Raw genomic sequence first — 19143 nt, forward strand, 5'->3', positions numbered from 1 at the left:
CTGCCACCCCCCCCAAACGCCTCCTCCTCCCTCTTGTTCCTTTCCCCCCTCCCCCCCCCCCCCGCGCTCGAATCGGCGGGCGTCGGTGTTAACGGGCGGCGGTGTCGGCCGGGCGGATGTAGATGCGCTGGCCTATGGCGGCGGCCTGCTGCACGATCCGGTTGACGGAGGCGGCGTCCACGACGGTGCTGTCCACGGCGGTGCCGTCGACATCGTCCAGGCGCATGATCTCGAAGCGCATACGGCTTCTCCCTTCGTCTGATCCTCCTGCGGAGAACTGATTGGTGTGGTTCGCACGGCTTCGCTGCCAGGCGTTCCATAGGGGTACAACGACCCGCACCCTGCAATCATTCCCTACGCTAAAGAAAAATTTTGACGGTCTAAGTACTGGCGCGGAGGGCGCTTGTGCACGCCGTCCGGGCGCCCGGACAATGGGTCCCGTATGAACGACGTCCGGCCCACGGCCCCCACCGACCTCGCCGCGCTCGCCGCCGGGATCGAGCGCACCAACGAGCTGCTCACCCGGGTGCTCGCCGAGGTCGCCACCACCCCCTCCACCCACGCCGCCTTCGTGGACGCGGGCTATGTCTACGCGGCGGCGGGCAGGCTCGTCGCCGGCACGGAGGACCGCAAGGGCTTCGAGCTGGACGCCGAAGGGATCATCGAGGCGTTCATCGACAAGGCCCGGACGATCTTCCCGGACAGCCGGCTGCTGCGCGTCTACTGGTACGACGGTGCCCGCCGCCGCATCCACACCCAGGAGCAGCAGCGGATCGCCGAGCTGCCCGATGTGAAGGTCAGGCTCGGCAACCTCAACGCCAACAACCAGCAAAAGGGCGTCGACTCGCTGATCCGCTCGGACCTGGAGTCGCTGGCCCGGCACCGCGCGATCAGCGATGCGGTGCTCATCGGCGGCGACGAGGACCTGGTCTCCGCGGTCGAGGCGGCGCAGGGCTACGGCGCGCGGGTGCACCTGTGGGGCATCGAAGCGCCGGGCGGCCGCAATCAGGCCGAGCCGCTGCTGTGGGAGGTCGACAGCGCGCGCATCTTCGACCTGGAGTTCTGCAAGCCGTACATCACCCGCCGGACCGGCGCCGAATACCTGGAGCAGGCCGCGGCCGAGGGGCCGGCGCCCAGCCGCGAGGAGGTCCGCTTCGTCGGGGCCCGGGTCGCCGCGCAGTGGCTGTCGGAGCGCGGCCGCGACCGGGTGGCCGAGCTCCTGCCCGGCCACCCCTACCTGCCCGGCACCGTCGACCAGGAACTGCTGACCGCCGCGGAGGCGCTGCTGCGGCACTCCCTGCGCGGCCACGCCGACCTGCGCCGGGTCCTGCGGGACGGCTTCTGGGAGCACGTCCAGGCCCAGTTCTAGGGCCTGGACGACGGGCCAGGGTCGGACAGGCCCTGGCCGGACACCGCGGGGCGGGGACCGGGGCCCGGCGGTGGCCTGATCGCCGGGCCGTTCAGGCCCTGGCCAGGAGCTCGGCCAGCCGGTCGAAGAAGCCCGCCCAGCCCGCCTCGGCCTGCAGGTACTGCTCGCTGGTGAGGTTGCCGCCGAGCTGCCGGAAGGCCATCTCCGTACGGTCCCCGGCCTCGGTCAGGGTCACCCGTACGAGTTCGCCCTCGGCGCCGCGCGGCGCGGCCGCGTCCCTGAGCGTGAACTCCAGCCGCTCGGGCGGCACGACCTCCCGGTACACACCGGAGAACGGCAGCTCACCGCCGTCCGGAGTGCGCATCACCAGACTCCAGGTCCCGCCCGGCCGCACATCCATCGCCACCCGGTCGGCCGGCACCGGCACGTCCCCGCCGAACCAGTACGCGAAGTGCTCGGGCCGCGTCCAGGCCTCGAAGACCAGCTCGCGCCGGGCGTCGAAGGTCCGGTTGAGGGCGATGCCGTGCGGGTCGTCCCCGGAAGTGTCGGTCATGGTCGGGCCCTTCGTACGAAGCCGGTGCCGGCCGGGCGCCGGTGGCCGCCCGCCTTCTGCGATGCTCGCCCAACCGCCCCGTGCCCACGACACGTTCTAGTCCGGTCGGCGCATTCCTGCCGCGCGTGCCGCGCCGGCAGCTGCGACGGTCGTCTGCATGAGCGATCGGCAGCCGCCCGCACCCCGCTTCGATTCCGGGGTCTCCCTCTTCCGGCATCCCGTCGAGTGGTGGCGCGACCGCCGGCGGCGCTGCCGCGAGAAGAAGTGGGAGGAGGGCTCGTGGGAGCTGCGGGAGGTGATCCGCGCCGGCATCAACGAGCTCGAGGCGCTGCTGGAGACCAAGCCGCTCCAGTCCGACAAGGCGCGGCTCGCCGATGACGTCCGTGCCGAACTCGACGAGGCGCGGGAGAAGCTCAGCCACGCGCTGCACCCCCGCCACCTGGTCGGAGCGCATCTGAGCGTGGCGCAGATCCATCTCGACGAAGCCCGCGACCTGCTCCTGCGCATGATCGAACCGGAAGAGGTCACCCCGCTGCTGCCCGGTCTGGTCGCGCTCGTCCGGGAGCAGCTGCAGGTGAAGGACCCCCGGCGGATGAGGGTCGAGGACATCTGGAAGGAGACGGCCAAGCGCCCGCCGACCCGGGCGGACGTCGAGGTGATCATCGACGCGGTGAACGTCGCCCGGCTCCAGGCGCTGCGCGACCGGCTGCGCGTCGGCAGCTTCGTGCGCATCGTGAAGTACGTGTCCGCCGCGCTGGGGTTTCTCGCGGTGCTCGTCGGCGTGCTCGGCTTCTTCTTCCCGACCGTGGTACCACCGTGCTTCACGCCGGAGACGCCGCCCGGCGCGGGCGGCAACGGCCGCACGTTCACCACCGTCTGCCCGGTGTCCAGCAGCGGTGACCTCAAGGCCGCCGAGGTGCCCGGCAGCATCGCGGACCTGCCCGCGATCGAGGCCAACTACCTGGTCCTGGAGATCGTCGGGCTGCTGGCCGCCGCCATCGCCGCCGCCTCGGCGCTGCGCCGCATCAGCGGCACCGCCACCCCCTACAACGTGCCGGTGGCCCTGGCGTGGCTGAAGCTGCCGACCGGTGCGCTGACGGCGGTGCTCGGGCTGCTGCTCATGCGCGGCGGGTTCGTCCCCGGTCTGACCGCCCTGGACTCGTCGGCCCAGATCATCGCCTGGGCCATCGTCTTCGGCTATTCGCAGCAGGTCTTCACACAGTTCGTCGACAAACAGGGGCAGGCGCTGCTGGCGGGCGTCCGCGGGCCGGGCGCGGCGGCGCCGTCCGGCAACCCCGGCCCCCTGGCGGGGCCGACGGGGTAGGGCGTGTCCATGAAGACCCGCCCGGCCCTCAGCCCACGCCGCTCCAGAACCCCGTCAGCGCCTCGGCCGTCTTCTCCGGGCGCTCGGCGTTGGGGGAGTGCTCGGCGCCCTCGATGACGCTGCGGTGGGCGGCGAGCCGCTCGGCCATCGCGTCCATCCACGGCACCGGCCAGGCGTAGTCGACGGACCCGGAGACCACATGGGTGGCCAGCCCCGTAGCGGCCAGTTCCGCCACCCGGTCGGGCTCCTCCACCATCTGACGGCCGGTCGCGATCAGCTGCTCGGGGACGGTGTTCAGCCAGCGGCGGTGCAGAAACGCGCCGATCTCCGGGGGCGTGGCGGCGTCCGCCGCCTCCGGAGGATCCAGTTCGCGCATCGCCCGCCAGACACTCTCCATGTCCAGCGCGCCCAGCGCCTGGATCAGCATCCGCACCCGGGCCTGCTGGGCGGCCTCGATGGCCGCGGGCCCGGAGCTGAGCACGGTCAGCGAACGGAACGGGGCGGCGTCCAGGAGCACGGCGGCCCGGGTGATCAACCCGCCCAGCGAGTGCCCCAGCAGATGCAGCGGGCCGCTGCCGGGGTCGTGCACGGCCCGCGCCTGGGCCAGCACGTCAAGGGCCAACTCCCGTTGCGCATAGGCCCGTTCCTCACGCGGGCCGGGGGACTCGTGCTGGCCGCGGCCGTCCACCGCCACCGCGCGGAACCCGGCCGCGGCCAGCGGCGCCAGCAGGGCGATGAAGTCCTCCTTGCTGCCGGTGAACCCGGGCACCAGCAAGGCCGTCCCGATCGGTGCGCCGTCGGGGTGGGCGTCGTGTACGGCGAACGCACCGCGCTCGGTGTCGAGTCGGTACGCGCGGGCGCACGGGGGCAGCGTGAGGGTCGGCGGCCTGCTCATGCCATGAGGTTATCCGGGCCGGGCGGCGAAACCGGGCCGGGACGCCGACGACCCGGCACCCGCGGGGAAGCGGGGCCGGGTCGTCGGGGTGAAGCGAGCGTCAGCTCTCGGGCGTCGCCTCGGCGGTGGTCGCCTTGGCACGGGTCCGGCGGCGGACCGGCTTGGCCTCGGCGGTGTCCGCCGCGGCCTCGACGGCCGGCTTGGCGGCGGCGGCCTTGCGGGTGCGCTTGGGCTTCGCCGGTGCGTCGGCGGTGCCTTCGGCGGTCTCCACCGCGGCCTCGGCGGCCTTGGCGGCGGCCGTCTTCCGGGTCCGCTTGGGCTTGGCGGGCGCCTCGGCGGTCTCCGCAGTCGCCTCGGCGACGGGCTTGGCGGCGGCGGCCTTGCGGGTGCGCTTGGGCTTGGCCGGTGCGTCGGCGGTGCCTTCGGCGGTCTCCACCGCGGCCTCGGCGGCCTTGGCGGCGGCCGTCTTCCGGGTCCGCTTGGGCTTGGCCGGTGCCGCGTCCACCACGGCGTCCGCGGTCTCCACCGCGGCCTCGGTCACCGCTACCGGTGCCGTCTCGGCGGCGGCCTTGGCGGCGCTGCGGGTCCGGCGGCGCGGTGCGGCGGGTGCCTCGACGGCCTCCGTCACCTCGGCGGACTCGGCGGCGACCGCCGTGCCCTGCGCCGCGGCGAGCGCGATCGCCGCGGTCTCGACGGTCTGGAAGGTCTCCGTGGCCACCGGACGGGCGGCACGGGTACGGCGCCGGCGCGGCTTGGCGGGCTCGGCCGGAGCCTCGGTCACCACGGCGGCGGCGTTCGCAGCCTCGGTGGCCGGGGCCGGTACGGCTGCCGCCACCGCGGTCTGGCTGCCGCGGGTACGACGGCGCCGGCGCGGCTGACGCGGTGCCTCGGCGTCCGGGGCGTCCCCGGCGACCGGCGACCCGGTCTCCTGAGCCTCGGAGGTGGCCGACTCGTCCAGCGGTGCGCCGCCGCGGGTACGGCGGCGCTGACGCGGGGTACGGGTGCGCGGCGGGCGCTCCTCAGTCACGGCGGGGCTGCCGCCCTTGCGGGAGCCGCGGCCGCGGCCGCCGGTCTCGCCCAGGTCCTCGACCTCTTCCGCCGCGAGTCCGGCCCGGGTGCGCTCGGCGCGCGGCAGCACGCCCTTGGTGCCCTGGGGGATGTGCAGCTGCTCGTAGAGGTGCGGCGAGGTGGAGTAGGTCTCCTCCGGCTCGTCGAACGGCAGGTCCAGCGCCTTGTTGATCAGCTTCCAGCGCGGGATGTCGTCCCAGTCGACGAGGGTGACCGCGGTGCCCTTGGCGCCCGCCCGGCCGGTGCGGCCGATGCGGTGCAGGTAGGTCTTCTCGTCCTCGGGGGACTGGTAGTTGATGACGTGCGTCACACCCTCGACGTCGATGCCGCGGGCGGCGACGTCGGTGCAGACCAGGACGTCGACCTTGCCGTTACGGAAGGCGCGCAGCGCCTGCTCGCGGGCGCCCTGGCCGAGGTCGCCGTGCACCGCGCCGGACGCGAAGCCGCGCCGGGAGAGCTGGTCGGCGATGTCGGCGGCGGTCCGCTTCGTACGGCAGAACACCATCGCCAGGCCCCGGCCCTCGGCCTGGAGGATGCGCGAGACCATCTCCGGCTTGTCCATGGAGTGCGCGCGGAAGACGTGCTGGGTGGTGTTGGCGACGGTCTGGCCCTCGTCGTCCGGCGCGGTGGCGCGGATGTGCGTGGGCTGCGACATGTAGCGGCGGGCCAGCGAGATGACCTGGCCGGGCATGGTCGCGGAGAACAGCATGGTCTGCCGCTTGGCCGGCAGCAGCTGGATGATCTTCTCGACGTCGGGCAGGAAGCCCAGGTCGAGCATCTCGTCGGCCTCGTCCAGGACGAGGGTGCGCACGTGGGAGAGGTCCAGCTTCTTCTGGCCCGCGAGGTCCAGCAGCCGGCCGGGCGTGCCGACGATGACGTCGACGCCCTTCTTCAGGGCCTCGACCTGCGGCTCGTAGGCACGGCCGCCGTAGATCGCCAGGACCCGGACGTTGCGGACCTTGCCGGCGGTGAGCAGGTCGTTGGTGACCTGCTGGCACAGCTCGCGCGTGGGGACGACGACGAGGGCCTGCGGCGCCTCGGTCAGCTGCTCGGGCTGCGAGCGGCCCACCTCGACGTCCACGGGGACCGTGACGCGCTCGATGAGCGGCAGGCCGAAGCCCAGGGTCTTGCCCGTGCCGGTCTTGGCCTGGCCGATGACGTCGTTGCCGGAGAGGGCGACGGGGAGCGTCAGCTCCTGGATGGGAAAGGGGGAGATGATGCCGACGGCCTCCAGGGCCTCGGCCGTCTCGGGGAAAATCCCGAGGTCTCGGAACGTAGACAGAATCTTGCCTCTTCTGTGAGACGCGGCGTGAGGCGGCGAAGGGGGTCGTACCGCTCCGTCGTACGGGTTCGTACGGGTCGGCCTGATGACGGCCGATGGGGCGGGACCACTGCCAACGCTCAGGCACTCCTGCCGCGAGCGGTGTCCCTCCTGCTGTGCGTATCTCGTACGCGCCGCGGGGGAGGGCGGTCGGTTTGGAGCCGATCGGGCCACCGACCGGGCATCCGCTTCGTGGAACGACCCACCGGTTACCGGCAGGTCCAATACCACTGTACCCCGGATATCGCGTACCCATCCGAAGGCTTGTATGAGTGAGGAATACATCACGTCGGGGCGCGCGGCTCGTGCGCAGCCCGCGAGCCGTTCCCGCGGCCGGGCGGAAGTGGCTGACCAGGGCCTTCCCCCAGCCGCCGGGCGGGCTATTGTGCCGGTCATGGGAACGCCTGACAACGCCGCGGCTGACGCGCAAGAACTCACCGGGATCGCCGCCCAGAACTGGGTGCAGGCATCCGCCGACCCGCAGTACCGGGCCGCCGTGATCGACCTGCTCGGCGCGCTCGCATACGGCGAGCTGTCCGCCTTCGAGCGCCTGGCGGAGGACGCCAAGCTGGCGCCGACGATGGACGACAAGGCCGAGCTGGCCAAGATGGCCTCGGCCGAGTTCCACCACTTCGAGCGGCTGCGGGAGCGGCTCGCGCAGATCGAGGCGGAGCCGAACGAGGCCATGGAGCCGTTCGCCGCCGCACTGGACGAATTCCACCGCCAGACGGCGCCGTCGGACTGGCTGGAGGGCCTGGTCAAGGCGTACGTCGGCGATTCGATCGCCAGTGACTTCTACCGCGAGGTCGCCGCGCGGCTCGACTCCGACACCCGCGATCTGGTGCTGGCCGTCCTGGACGACACCGGGCACGCGTCCTTCGCGATCGAGAAGGTGCGCGCGGCCATCGAGGCCGAACCGCGGGTCGGCGGGCGGCTGGCGCTGTGGGCGCGGCGGCTGATGGGCGAGGCGCTCTCGCAGGCGCAGCGGGTCGTCGCGGACCGCGACGCGCTCTCCACGATGCTGGTGGGCGGGGTCGCCGACGGCTTCGACCTGGCCGAGGTGGGCCGGATGTTCTCCCGGATCACCGAGGCGCACACCAAGCGGATGGCGGCGCTGGGGCTCGCGGCCTGACCTCGACCCGCTGACGGCGGCGCCGGGTGGTTCAGGCCGTCCGGTGCCCCTTCAGCGGTGCGGCCGGCCGCCGAAGACGGTGGCGCGGCGGGCGCGCCAGGACCGAGAGCAGCGCCGCACCCACGGCGACCGCGGCGAGAAGTACCTGTACGGGGTACCCGGGGCCGAGGATCGAGCGGGTCAGCAGGGCGCCGAGCAGCGCCGCCACCGGGCCGGTCGCCAGCGTGAGGGTGCGCGCGGGGAAGCGGTCGGGCAGCCAGTGCACGGCGGACAGGGCGATGGCCAGGCCGATGAGGACGGCTCCGAGCGCTTCCCAGATCATGCTGTTCCCTCCCGCGTGCTGGTGTTCCCGCGCTGGTGGGCGCGGTGCCGATCGGACGAACAAATCGGTCGTAGGCGGTCGTACCCAGGGGGCGGCGGCAGCAACCCTCCCGCCGCGGGTCCCCTGCCTGATCAGCGCAGCCGGGCCGCCCCGAACGGCCTGATCTGCGGAGATCCGGATCCGGAACCGGAAACGGAACAAGACCGGACCCGACCGGAACGGAAGAAGGGGACGGTGCCCGGGAATCCCCGGGCCACCGCCCCCTTGTTGTCTCTTCGCTCACGGACGCCGCTGCCGGCGCCCCGCCGGTCAGAGCGCGCCGAACCCGACCTTGCGGCCGGCCGGCTCGCCGAGCTCCACATAGGCCAGCCGGTCCGCCGGGACCAGGACCTTGCGGCCGTGTTCGTCCACCAGCTTCAGCAGCTCCGACTTGCCGGCCAGCGCGTCGGACACCGCACGCTCGACCTCCTCGGCAGACTGCCCGCTCTCCAGAACGATCTCGCGGGGCGCGTGCTGCACGCCGATCTTGACCTCCACGGCTTTTGTCCCTCCGACGGTCTGGGGGTCCCCAGCCTCAGCTGGGGGAGGATGCGCGGCAATCCGCGCTGTACCCAGCACACATTAGCCCGGTACGGGGACGCGCAGGACGCCCTGGACCACGCCAGCAGCGAACACGGTCAGTGCGTGTCGCTGCCGTGCAGCGGGAAGCCGGCGATGCCCTTCCAGGCGAGCGAGGTCAGCAGCTGCACCGCGGTGTCCCGCGGGACCTGGCTGCCGGAGGAGAGCCAGTAGCGCGCCACCACCTGGGAGACCCCGCCCAGTCCCACGGCGAGCAGCATCGACTCGTCCTGCGACAGGCCGGTGTCCTCGGCGATCACCGCGCTTATGGCCTCCGCGCACTCCAGGGACACCTTGTCCACCCGCTCGCGCACGGCCGGCTCATTGGTCAGGTCCGACTCGAAGACCAGGCGGAAGGCGCCGCCCGGGTCCTCCACGTAGGCGAAGTAGGCGTCCATCGTCGCCGCCACCCGCTGCTTGTTGTCGGTCGTCGAGGCCAGCGCCGAGCGCACCGACTGCAGCAGCGCCTCGCAGTGCTGGTCGAGCAGCGCGAGGTAGAGGTCCAGCTTGCCCGGGAAGTGCTGGTAGAGCACCGGCTTGCTGACGCCCGCGCGCTCGGCGATGTCGTCCATGGCGGCCGCGTGGTAGCCCTGGGCGACGAACACCTCCTGGGCCGCGCCCAGAAGCTGGTTGCGTCGGGCTCGGCGTGGCAGGCGTGTGCCCCGCGGGCGCGCCGCCTCGGTCTGCTCGATGGCGCTCACGCTGCCTCCCAGAAATCGTTCCGTACGCGGCCCGTGCAAGGTGGTGCACCGCGCCCGCCATCGTACTTTTGGGTAACCCGGCTGTGCGCGGTCCGGGGTGAGAATTTCTGTCCGGTACGGCATCCGCAACCCGACATAACGCCCCAGGTCATCGGTATTCGTCTTCGTTGAGTTCCACCACGCGGGCCTGTTCGGCGCGATCCGCCTCGTTGGCCGCGTCCGGGTCGGCGCCGGTCAGCGGTTCGTCGCGGTGCGGAGAGAGATCCGTGTACTGCTCCGCGGCGTCCGCTTCCGGGGCCTCCACGTCAATTTCGGTGGCGGCTTCCTCGTCCTCGAAAGTGTCCGGGTCTGTCGGGTCGACGCGCATGATGGCTCCCTAATCTCGCGGACTTCCTCGTGGACTCGCTTCGTCGGCCGGTGCCAGGCGTGACAGCAGGGCCTCGGGGCGACTGCCCTTGCCTACGAGCCTAGGAGAGCCGCCGCGGCAGCGCGATGCGGTGTGTGACCGCGAACACACAATCGGGGGCGTGATCGTCTCGTAACATCGACCCCATGTCTTCGACCGAGTCGCCGGACACCGCGACCGCAGCCCTCCCGGTGCCCCCGGCCGGCCCCGGTCGGCGCGGTGCGGCGGAGACGGTGCGCACCGTGACACTGCCGGGCCTGACGCTGACGGTGCGGGCGCCGGCCGGACGGGACGGCGAGGCGGACGGCTCCGGCGAGGACGGTGCCGGGCCCGGCCGCGAGCCCGCGCTGTACCTCCACGGCCTCGGCGGCTCCGCGCTGAACTGGTCCGGTCTGATGCCGCTGCTCGCCGACCGGGTCGACGGCGAGGCGATCGACCTGCCCGGCTTCGGGCAGTCGCCGCCGCCGGCCGACGGCAACTACTCCGTCTCCGCGCAGGCCCGGGTGGTCATCCGCTACCTCGACGCGGCCGGGCGCGGCCCCGTACACCTCATCGGCAACTCCATGGGCGGCGCCGTGGCGACCCGGGTGGCGGCGGCGCGGCCGGACCTCGTGCGCACCCTGACGCTGATCTCACCGGCGCTGCCCGAGCTGCGCCCGCAGCTGGCCGCGGTGCCCACGGCGCTGCTCGCCGTCCCCGGCACCGGCCGGCTCTTCGGCCGGCTCACCCGGGACTGGACCCCCGAGCGCCGCACCCGCGAGGTGCTGGCGCTCTGTTACGGCGACCCCGCACGGGTCAGCCCGGAGGGCTTCAACTCCGCGGTCGACGAGTACGCCCGGCGGCTCGAACTCCCTTACTTCTGGGAGGTGATGGAGCGCTCGGCGCGCGCTCTGGTGAACTCCTACACGCTCGGCGGGCAGCACAATTTGTGGCGTCAGGCAGAGCGGGTGCTCGCCCCGACGCTTCTCGTCTACGGTGGACGCGACCGCCTGGTGTCCTTCCGGATGGCGCGGCGGGCGGCCGCGGCGTTCCGCGGTTCGCGTCTGCTGACGCTGCCGGAGGCGGGGCATGTGGCGATGATGGAGTACCCGGAGGCGGTCGCGCGGGCCGTCCGCGACCTGCTCGACTGTGAAGTGACCGACGTGACCGCCGATGCGGGCAGGAGCTGACACGCCCCGTGGGACGCCATAGCCGCCGTAGCCGGCCGGAGACCGAAGCCCCCTCGCCGACGGCCGCGCCGCCCGGTGGCGGCCGGACGCCCCCGCCGGGACCGGGCTCCGGCCGCCGCAGGCGCGAGCCGGTCGAGGGGGAGACGGTGCGCGGCGGGCACCCCGAGCAGCGCGAGCCGGGCGGCGGCTGGGGCGCGTTCCCCACCGCGCCGGCGTCCCCGATGGCGCCCGGACAGGGCGCGCCCAGGATTCCCCGCCCGCGCGCGGAGATGTCCGGTACGCAGCCGATGGCCTTCCCCGGCGTCGCCGCGGGACCGCGCCGCGAATATCTCGACGCCTTCGACGGGCAGGACCCCTACGAGGCCGACGACGACGTGTTCCGGGCCGGGGCGCCCGGCGGGCAGCGGGTGCCGCCCGGCGGCCGGTTCACCGGGCGCTCGGTGGTCTTCGCGCGCGAGGGGATCGACGAGCCGGACCGGGCCGCCGCGGTGGGCGCGCAGGGTGCGGCGCCGGGCCGCCCGGACGGCCCGGACCCGGACGGGGAGTTCGACGACCCGTCTGATGCGCCCGAGCCGCACGGCGCCAGGAAGGGCGGCAAGGGCCGGACGTTCACCGGCGCCGCGGCCGCGGCGGTGACCACGGTGCTCGCCGTCGTCATCGCGGGCCAGGTCGCCGAGCAGCACAAGGACGGCGGGGACCCGCAGGCCAGCAGCGGCAACGACCGGGTCGACGGCGTCGGCGACGAGGCCTCCCGGTCGCAGACCAGACCCACCCAGGACGCCAAGCCGGCCAGTTACGACGAGAAGATGACGCAGGTCTTCCCGCTGGCCGCGGATCTGACGGGCAGCGGCCGGTTCAGGCCGGCCGGCGGCGACGCCAAGGCGCCGGGCGGCGGCAAGGTGCTGCGCTATCGGGTCGACGTCGAGGAGGGACTCCCGCTGGACGGCGCGCTGTTCGCCGAGGCGGTGCACAAGACCCTCAACGACGACCGGAGTTGGGCGCACGGCGGGCAGCGGACCTTCCAGCGGGTGGCGTCCGGCAGCGCCGACTTCGTGATCACGCTGGCGAGCCCGGGGACCACCGCGACGTGGTGTGCCAAGTCCGGTCTCGACACCACCGAGGACAACGTCTCCTGTGACTCGGCGGCGACCGACCGCGTCATGATCAACGCCTACCGCTGGGCGCAGGGCGCCAAGACCTACGGGCCCGACAAGATGCTCGCCTACCGCCAGATGCTGATCAACCACGAGGTCGGCCACCGGCTCGGGCACAACCACGAGGCCTGCTCCCGGCAGGGCGCACTGGCCCCGGTGATGATGCAGCAGACGAAGTTCCTGACGACGGACGGCGCGACCTGCCGCCCCAACTCCTGGCCGTTCCCCACCCAGCGCTGATCGGGCGGTGGCGGCCGCACCGCCGGCCGTGCGCTACGGGCTGTGGCGTGGCGATCACATAGCGCGGCGAAACGCCCTCGTGTGGGGAAAGTTACGTGCTTTCACCCCTTCCGGTGGCGCAACGGACAACCGTCCATCGCGCCACCGGCCCTTTTGCATAACTTCTTCCTGCCAGGTGACGGCCGTGCCGTCGCGCCAGGGTCGTCGATATGGGAGGACGGGGGTGCAGTCGTGCGCATTGGACTGCTCACCGAGGGTGGCTATCCGTATGCGTCCGGTGGATCGCATGCGTGGTGCGACCGGCTCGTACGCGGGCTCACCGGCCATGACTTCGAGGTCTACGCCCTGAGCACGCAGGCGCGGCAGGAGGCGGGGACAAGACCCGACCTTCCGGAGTACGTACGGCTGGTGCGCGGCGCTCCCCTGTGGGGCGGCTTCCCCGCCGAGCACCTCCGGGGCGCGGACGAGCGCCGGGGCCGCGCGCCCGGCCGGCGCGAACGGCGCCGCTTCGCCGAGCACTTCGGCGATCTGGTCACGGCCTTCGCCACGGCTCCGACCGGCGATCGGCAGACGGGCCCCGGGGGAATCCCCGACAACTCTCTGACCAGTAAGGCGGACCGTTTCGCCAGTGGTCTCTACGGGCTCGCCGAACGGGCCCGCGAGCATGGCGGACTGCCCGCCCTGCTCCGCTCCGAGGACGCCGTACGCGCCCTGGAGGCCGCCTGCCACGGCCCGCGCGCGCTGCCGGCCGTCCACGGCGCGCAGGTCAACGACCTGCTGGCGGTCGCCGCGCAGCTCGAACTCGCGCTGCGCCCGCTGTCGCTGGACTGGTACGGCGACCGGGAGACCCCCGGCCTCGACGGGGTGGACCTCTGCCACGCCACCTCCGGAGGGGCGGCGGCCCTCCCCGGGCTGTTGGCTAAACGCTTCTTCGGTACTCCGCTGCTGGTCACCGAGTGCGGCGTACGGCTGCGCGAGCACTACCTCGCACGTGCCGCGGCGCCGCTGAGCGCTCCGGTGCGCGCGCTGCTCGCCGCCTTCCAGGGCGCGCTGGCCGCCGAGACCTACGCCCAGGCCGCCCTGGTCACGCCCGGCAACACCCACGCCCGCCGCTGGCAGGAGCACTGCGGCGCCGACCGGGCCCGGCTGCGCACGGTCTACCCGGGCATGGACGCCGCCCCCTTCGCCGCGGTGGCCGACGCCCCGGCCGACGACTCCAAGACGCTGGTGTGGGTCGGCGCCGTCGAGCCCGCGAAGGACCTGGTGGCGCTGCTGCACGCGTTCGCCGAGGTCCGCAGGGCCGAGCCGGAGGCGACACTCCGGATCATCGGCGGGGTGGGCCGCGATCCGCAGGCGCCCGGCTATCTGGCGCAGTGCCGGGCGCTGGCCGCCCAGCTCTTCCCCGACGAGGCGGCCGACGCCCGCACCGTCGGCGAGAACCCGGTCAGCTTCGAGGAGGTCGGCAGTCCCGAGGTGCCGAGCCTGGCGGACGCCTATGCCTCCGGTGCGGTGGTGGTGCTCTCCAGCGTCGTCGAGGGCTTTCCGCGCTCCCTGGTGGAGGCGATGTTCTGCGGTCGGGCCACGGTGTCGACCGATGCCGGCGCGGTGTGCGAGGTCATCGGCGGCACCGGCCTGGTCGTCCCGCCGCGCAACCCGCGTGCCCTCGCCGAGGCGTGCCGTGCGCTGCTCGGCGACCCGGACCGCAGGGCCCGGCTGGGCGCGGCGGCCCGGGCGCGGGCGCTCGAACTGTTCACGGTGGAGCAGAACGTCGCGGCATTCCGCGGCATCTACCTGGAGCTGATCTCGCGCGCCCCGGCCCGCCCGGCCGACCACCGCACGCTGGACGCCCAGGGCGTTCCGCAGCCCTTCGCCCGCCCCGCCGAGTCCCATGTCCCCGGCCGCTGGGCCGCGACCACCGCCGTCAAGGCGGTCGCGCCGGCCGGCCGCACGCCCAGCTGGGCGGTGCCGGAGGGGGAGCGGCCGGCCGGAGTTCCGGTGATGTCCGAGACATGAGACGGCCGGTGGGACAGGCAGGGCAGGGCGATGAGGCAGGCGAGGTCAGCGTGAGGGAGATGGCAGTGGTGACGGGTGTGCTGGACGTGATGTGTGCGATGGGTGTGGTGGGCGTGGCGCTGGTCACCGGCATGGCCGATGTGGCGCACGCCGGCAACCGTGACGGGCTCCGGCGCCGCGGCCGCCCCGGCCGCCCGGCGTACGCGCAGGAGCGCACCGCCGCGGCCGCCCCCGGCCGCCCGCCCCGGGAGCCCGCCGGTCACCCCCGCCCCGAACAGGGCGTCGGTACGCAGGCCCCGGCGAAGGGGGATGCAGCATCATGACCGCGCCCGAAGGGGGCACCACCCGCGCCCCCGGAACCACGGGGGAGGCCCGCCCCGCCACGGGGGAGCGGACCGCCGCCCGCCCCGCGCGCCGCGGCCCGGCCGACCCCGTACGCGCCCTGATGCACCGTCATCAGAAGCTGTGCGCACACGCCGTCGACGCGCTGGAGATCGCCGCCGGCCTGGAGGCGCACGGCGTCACCGACCGCACGGCCGCACGCTTCCGGCACCGCGACGTCTTCTCGCTCGCGGAGGAGCTCTACGCCCGGGTGCCGCGCGCGGAGCAGGGCACGCAGGAAGCGGGCGGAGGGCGGGGCCGGGGGTGGGGCGGACGCTGCGGCGCCGCGCTGCAGCTGCTCCCCGGCGCGCTCTGCGGCGCGACCGTCGCCGCGCTCGCCTCGGTGGGTCAGCCGGCGGGCCCCGCCTTCCGTCTGGCCGTCGGCGCGGCCGGTGTCGTCCTGCTGGCCCTCGCCGTCCGGCTGGCCGTACGGTCCGGGCCGCTGCGGGCGCGCCACCACGGCGCCGGCTCGCGCACCGCGGGCCTGTGGATCTGCTGGACGGCCGGGTACGCGGTGTTCGGCGACCGGCTGCTCGCGGAGCTGCTGGCCGGTGGCCCCGACCTGCCGTACGCGCACCCACGGCCCGCCGTCGCCACCGCCGTGGCGCTCTCCTTCGCCGTCCTGCCCGCGGCCGGCTGCGCCCACTGGTTCGCGCTGCGCGGGCGGCGCGGCCTGGCCGCCAGCCGCGGCCTGGGGGAGCTCGCCGCCCGCACCAGGCCGTTGCTGCTCGCCGCCACGGCGCTCTTCCTGGGCGCGCTGGTGGCGCTGCTCCTGGGCGCGGGAGCGGTCTTCGGCAGCGGCGGGGCGGCGGCGGTGGCCGCGGCGGCCGCGCTGGGCGTGCTGCTCTTCCTCGCCCGGCTGCTCGCCGTCCACGGCTTCCCCGAGGCGGCCGCCGCCGGCCTGGCCTGGGCCGCCGCCCTGGAGGCGCTCGCCCCGGCGCTGGTGCTGATCGCCCGGCTCCCCGGCCTGGCCCCGCTCGTCGTCCCGGTGGAGGCGCTGACCGCTCCCGCGGGACCGGCCGCGGTACCCGCCGTGGCCTGTACGGCCGCCGCCCTGGGCCTCCTCGCCTACGGGCTGCGGGCGCTCACCGGAGCCTGCGCGCACTCGCCCGGCCCCGCCGGACCGGCAAGGCCACCTGGGCCGTGACCGCGCGGACCACCCCAGGTGCCCGCCGTCCCGCATCGCCACACCGGCGTCCCACCCCCGCACCACCCCCGAAGAGGCACCCCGAAACGGCCTCTTCGGACGCTTCGCCGCGGACCCCTTCCCCCACGCGGCCGCCGCCCCCGGGGCGGAGGCCGTCCCCGCGGCCGAAGCCGACGCACTTCCCTCGATCCGCTTTAGGAGCGCGACACATGAACGTCCAGCCGACCACACGTACCGCGGACCGGGGGGTCGCACGATGAGGGTGCTGCTCATCGGCGCCAACGGCTACCTGGGCCGCTATGTCGCCGACCGCCTGCTCGCCGACCCCGCCGTCCAGCTCACCGCCCTCGGGCGGGGCGACGACGCGGACGTCCGCTTCGACCTCGCCACCGGCAGCCCCGGGGCGCTCACCCGCTTCCTGGACGCGGTGCACCCCGGAGTGGTCGTCAACTGCGCCGGCGCCACCCGTGGCGGCGCCCGCGAGCTGACCCGGCACAACACCGTCGCGGTCGCCACCATCTGCGAATCGCTGCGCCGCAGCGGCTGCGGCGCCCGGCTCGTCCACCTGGGCTGCGCCTCCGAATACGGGCCCTCCCAGCCCGGCTCCTCGACCGCCGAGGACGCGGTGCCGCGCCCCGGAGGGCCGTACGGCGTCAGCAAACTGGCCGCCACCGAACTGGTCCTGGGCTCCGGGCTCGACGCGGTCGTCCTGCGGGTCTTCTCCCCGGTCGGTCCCGGCACCCCGGCCGGCTCACCGCTCGGCCGGCTCGCCGAGGCGATGCGCCGCGCCATGCAGTCCGGGGACAGCGAACTCAAGCTCGGCGGGCTCGGCGTACAGCGGGACTTCGTCGACGTACGGGATGTGGCCCGGGCCGTGCACGCCGCCTCGCTGTCGGCCGCGCAGGGCGTGGTCAACATCGGCACCGGCCGCGCCGTAAGGCTGCGCGAGGCCGCCTCCGTGCTCGCCCGGGTCGCCGGCTTCGGCGGTGCGCTGCACGAGCTGGACTCCCCGCCGGCCCGGCTGGTCATCCCCGGTCCGTCCGCCGAGCACCAGGCCGGCTCGCCGCCCGCCACCTACCCCTACCCGGACGGCTGCGGCACCTGGCAGCAGGCGGACGTGCGCACCGCCCGCGACCGGCTCGGCTGGCGCCCCCGGATCGTGCTGGAGGAGTCCCTCGCCGACATCTGGATGGAGGCCGCATGTCGTATCTGATCACTCCGGCCGGTGCCACCCGCGCCCCGACCGGGCCCGCCCCGCTCGGCGTCGGCGCGCCGGGCCTGGCCCATCCGCTGCTGGCGCCCACCGAATGGGCCGGGCTGCTGCGCTGCTCCCCGGGGCTGGTGCACTGGACGGTGCTCGACGTCTCCAACGGGCCCGGGACCCGCCCCGACCCGCACTGCCTGCCGGCCGCCGCCCGGTTGCGTGAGACGGGTGTCCGAGTGCTGGGACGCCTGGACGTGCGCCTGGGTACGCGCCCCTTCGCCGAGCTGATCTCCGACGCGCACCGCTACCTGGAGTGGTACCGCACCGACGGCTTCTGGTTGGCGAACTGCCCCGCCGACCGGGCGCTGCTGCCCGCCATCCGACGGCTCGCCGGCGCCCTGCGCACCCTGTGCGACGGCGGTCACCTCGTCTTCGGACACGGCACCCACCCCCACCCCGGCTACGCCGAGTCCGCCGACCAGCTCGTCACCTTCGCCGGCCGCTGGGCCGACTACCGCTGGTCGCAGGTGGCCGAGTGGACGGCCGACTACGCTCCGGAGCGGTTCTGCCACCTCGTGCACAGCGTGCCGCGCACGCACCTGGACGAGGCGCTGCGGATCGCCCGCTGGCAGGGGGCGGGCACCGTGTGCGTCACCGACCGCGGGGCCGCCTCGGGGGCCGGCGGGGCCGAGGACGCCTGGGCGTCGCTGCCCGGCTACTGGGACGAAATCGTCTCGCGCATCGGACCGGGTGTCTCGGAATGAACAGGGGCGTGGCAGTGTTACGGGGAGACAAGTCAGTCCTCAGATACCGACCAACCCCCTTGTTGAGGTCATCCGTGTCGCTGCCACCCCTGGTCGAGCCCGCTTCGGAGCTCACCGTCGACGAGGTCCGCAGGTACTCCCGCCACCTGATCATCCCCGATGTCGGGATGGACGGGCAGAAGCGGCTGAAGAACGCCAAGGTGCTGTGTGTCGGCGCCGGCGGCCTGGGCTCGCCCGCGCTGATGTACCTGGCGGCGGCGGGCGTGGGGACGCTCGGCATCGTGGAGTTCGACGAGGTCGACGAGTCGAACCTCCAGCGCCAGATCATCCACAGCCAGTCGGACATCGGCCGCTCCAAGGCCGAGTCCGCGCGCGACAGCGTCAAGGGCATCAACCCGTACGTGAACGTGGTCCTTCACCAGGAGCGGCTCGAAGCCGACAACGTGATGGACATCTTCAGCCAGTACGACCTGATCGTGGACGGCACGGACAACTTCGCCACCCGCTATCTGGTCAACGACGCCTGCGTGCTGCTGAACAAGCCGTACGTGTGGGGCTCGATCTACCGCTTCGACGGCCAGGCCTCGGTCTTCTGGTCCGAGCACGGCCCCTGCTACCGCTGCCTGTACCCCGAGCCCCCGCCGCCGGGCATGGTGCCCTCCTGCGCCGAGGGCGGCGTCCTGGGTGTGCTGTGCGCCTCCATCGGCTCCATCCAGGTCAACGAGGCCATCAAGCTGCTCGCCGGCATCGGCGATCCGCTGGTCGGCCGTCTGATGATCTACGACGCACTGGAGATGACCTACCGTCAGGTCAAGGTCCGCAAGGACCCCGACTGCGCGGTCTGCGGGGAGAACCCCACCGTCACCGAGCTCATCGACTACGAGGCGTTCTGCGGCGTGGTCTCCGAGGAGGCCCAGGAAGCGGCGGCCGGCTCGACGATCACTCCTCTGCAGCTCAAGGAGTGGATCGACGCCGACGAGAAGATCGACATCATCGACGTCCGCGAGCCGAACGAGTTCGAGATCGTCGCCATCCCCGGCGCCCGCCTGATCCCGAAGAACGAGTTCCTGATGGGCAACGCCCTCCAGGACCTCCCGCAGGACAAGAAGATCGTCCTGCACTGCAAGACGGGCGTCCGCTCGGCCGAGGTGCTGGCCGTGCTGAAGTCCGCGGGCTTCGCCGACGCGGTGCACGTCGGCGGCGGCGTCATCGGCTGGGTCAACACGGTCGAGCCGGAGAAGCCGGTCTACTAGGCCACTGCTGCCGAACGTCGAGGGGGGGGGGGGGGGGGGGGGGGGGGGGGGGGGGGGGGGGGGGGGGGGGGGGGGGGAGGGGGGGGGTGTGGGGGGTGGCCTTCGTGTT

19 protein-coding genes are annotated in these 19143 nt (G+C 73.8%); 11 read left to right on the plus strand and 8 right to left on the minus strand.

Going from position 1 to position 19143, the window contains the following annotated elements; translation table 11 throughout:
* Positions 1-88: 88 nt before the first annotated feature.
* Positions 89-241, minus strand: coding sequence for a hypothetical protein (locus ACZ5XZ_RS03590; RefSeq protein WP_099871903.1), 153 nt, complete (start codon positions 239-241; stop codon positions 89-91).
* 201 nt (positions 242-442) lie between these two features.
* Between ACZ5XZ_RS03590 and ACZ5XZ_RS03595 the strand changes: the two genes are divergently transcribed.
* Positions 443-1369 carry an NYN domain-containing protein gene (locus ACZ5XZ_RS03595; protein WP_468974243.1) on the plus strand — a complete coding sequence of 309 codons (927 nt, stop codon included), beginning with the start codon at positions 443-445 and terminating at the stop codon, positions 1367-1369.
* 91 nt (positions 1370-1460) lie between these two features.
* Here ACZ5XZ_RS03595 and ACZ5XZ_RS03600 read toward each other — a convergent pair whose 3' ends face one another.
* Positions 1461-1922: an SRPBCC family protein gene (locus tag ACZ5XZ_RS03600; protein ID WP_468974245.1), complete on the minus strand. Its 462-nt coding sequence runs from the start codon at positions 1920-1922 to the stop codon at positions 1461-1463.
* Positions 1923-2079: 157 nt separating this feature from the next.
* On the opposite strand from ACZ5XZ_RS03600, the gene ACZ5XZ_RS03605 reads away from it, so the two are divergent.
* Positions 2080-3246: a hypothetical protein gene (locus tag ACZ5XZ_RS03605; RefSeq protein WP_468974247.1), complete on the plus strand. Its 1167-nt coding sequence runs from the start codon at positions 2080-2082 to the stop codon at positions 3244-3246.
* A gap of 28 nt (positions 3247-3274) precedes the next feature.
* On the opposite strand, the gene ACZ5XZ_RS03610 is transcribed toward ACZ5XZ_RS03605, so the two are convergent.
* Both ACZ5XZ_RS03610 and ACZ5XZ_RS03615 read right to left on the minus strand, forming a co-directional pair.
* Positions 3275-4141 carry an alpha/beta fold hydrolase gene (locus ACZ5XZ_RS03610; protein WP_468974249.1) on the minus strand — a complete coding sequence of 289 codons (867 nt, stop codon included), beginning with the start codon at positions 4139-4141 and terminating at the stop codon, positions 3275-3277.
* 100 nt (positions 4142-4241) lie between these two features.
* Positions 4242-6704, minus strand: coding sequence for a DEAD/DEAH box helicase (locus tag ACZ5XZ_RS03615; RefSeq protein WP_468974251.1), 2463 nt, complete (start codon positions 6702-6704; stop codon positions 4242-4244).
* Positions 6705-6924: 220 nt separating this feature from the next.
* Here ACZ5XZ_RS03615 and ACZ5XZ_RS03620 point away from each other — a divergent pair, with 220 nt between their 5' ends.
* Complete coding sequence (locus tag ACZ5XZ_RS03620) at positions 6925-7662, plus strand: ferritin-like fold-containing protein (protein ID WP_468974252.1); 738 nt, start codon at positions 6925-6927, stop codon at positions 7660-7662.
* Between the two features lie 31 nt (positions 7663-7693).
* Here the strand turns inward: ACZ5XZ_RS03620 and ACZ5XZ_RS03625 are convergent, their stop codons facing one another.
* The 4 genes from ACZ5XZ_RS03625 to ACZ5XZ_RS03640 all read right to left on the minus strand — a co-directional run bounded on the left by ACZ5XZ_RS03625 (position 7694) and on the right by ACZ5XZ_RS03640 (position 9670).
* Positions 7694-7984, minus strand: coding sequence for a hypothetical protein (locus ACZ5XZ_RS03625; RefSeq protein WP_468974254.1), 291 nt, complete (start codon positions 7982-7984; stop codon positions 7694-7696).
* A 309-nt stretch (positions 7985-8293) separates the two neighbouring features.
* Entirely contained in the window at positions 8294-8521 is a 228-nt protein-coding gene (locus ACZ5XZ_RS03630) for a DUF3107 domain-containing protein (RefSeq protein ID WP_384439074.1), read from the minus strand.
* 140 nt (positions 8522-8661) lie between these two features.
* On the minus strand, positions 8662-9303 hold the full coding sequence (locus ACZ5XZ_RS03635; RefSeq protein ID WP_384439077.1) for a TetR/AcrR family transcriptional regulator: 642 nt from the start codon (positions 9301-9303) through the stop codon (positions 8662-8664).
* A 148-nt stretch (positions 9304-9451) separates the two neighbouring features.
* Entirely contained in the window at positions 9452-9670 is a 219-nt protein-coding gene (locus ACZ5XZ_RS03640) for a hypothetical protein (protein ID WP_384439080.1), read from the minus strand.
* Positions 9671-9855: 185 nt separating this feature from the next.
* On the opposite strand from ACZ5XZ_RS03640, the gene ACZ5XZ_RS03645 reads away from it, so the two are divergent.
* The 8 genes from ACZ5XZ_RS03645 to moeZ all read left to right on the plus strand — a co-directional run bounded on the left by ACZ5XZ_RS03645 (position 9856) and on the right by moeZ (position 19034).
* Positions 9856-10878, plus strand: coding sequence for an alpha/beta fold hydrolase (locus ACZ5XZ_RS03645; protein ID WP_468974257.1), 1023 nt, complete (start codon positions 9856-9858; stop codon positions 10876-10878).
* Between the two features lie 8 nt (positions 10879-10886).
* Complete coding sequence (locus ACZ5XZ_RS03650) at positions 10887-12272, plus strand: DUF3152 domain-containing protein (protein ID WP_468974259.1); 1386 nt, start codon at positions 10887-10889, stop codon at positions 12270-12272.
* Positions 12273-12503: 231 nt separating this feature from the next.
* Positions 12504-14285, plus strand: a complete 1782-nt coding sequence (locus ACZ5XZ_RS03655) for a DUF3492 domain-containing protein (RefSeq protein ID WP_468974261.1) — start codon at positions 12504-12506, stop codon at positions 14283-14285.
* A 59-nt stretch (positions 14286-14344) separates the two neighbouring features.
* Positions 14345-14608 carry a hypothetical protein gene (locus tag ACZ5XZ_RS03660; protein WP_468974263.1) on the plus strand — a complete coding sequence of 88 codons (264 nt, stop codon included), beginning with the start codon at positions 14345-14347 and terminating at the stop codon, positions 14606-14608.
* Entirely contained in the window at positions 14605-15813 is a 1209-nt protein-coding gene (locus tag ACZ5XZ_RS03665) for a hypothetical protein (RefSeq protein ID WP_468974265.1), read from the plus strand. The genes ACZ5XZ_RS03660 and ACZ5XZ_RS03665 overlap by 4 nt, the downstream gene beginning before the upstream one ends.
* Before the next feature lie 256 nt (positions 15814-16069).
* On the plus strand, positions 16070-17026 hold the full coding sequence (locus tag ACZ5XZ_RS03670; RefSeq protein ID WP_468974267.1) for an NAD-dependent epimerase/dehydratase family protein: 957 nt from the start codon (positions 16070-16072) through the stop codon (positions 17024-17026).
* A complete protein-coding gene (locus ACZ5XZ_RS03675) occupies positions 17014-17781 on the plus strand; it encodes a spherulation-specific family 4 protein (protein WP_468974269.1) in 768 nt (255 codons plus the stop codon). Before ACZ5XZ_RS03670 ends, ACZ5XZ_RS03675 begins: the two co-directional genes overlap by 13 nt.
* A 74-nt stretch (positions 17782-17855) precedes the next feature.
* The gene (moeZ, locus tag ACZ5XZ_RS03680) at positions 17856-19034 is read left to right on the plus strand and encodes an adenylyltransferase/sulfurtransferase MoeZ (protein WP_468974271.1); all 1179 of its coding nucleotides are present in this window, start codon (positions 17856-17858) and stop codon (positions 19032-19034) included.
* Positions 19035-19143: the final 109 nt, after the last annotated feature.

It is taken from the genome of Streptomyces sp. NPDC033270, from assembly GCF_055576575.1.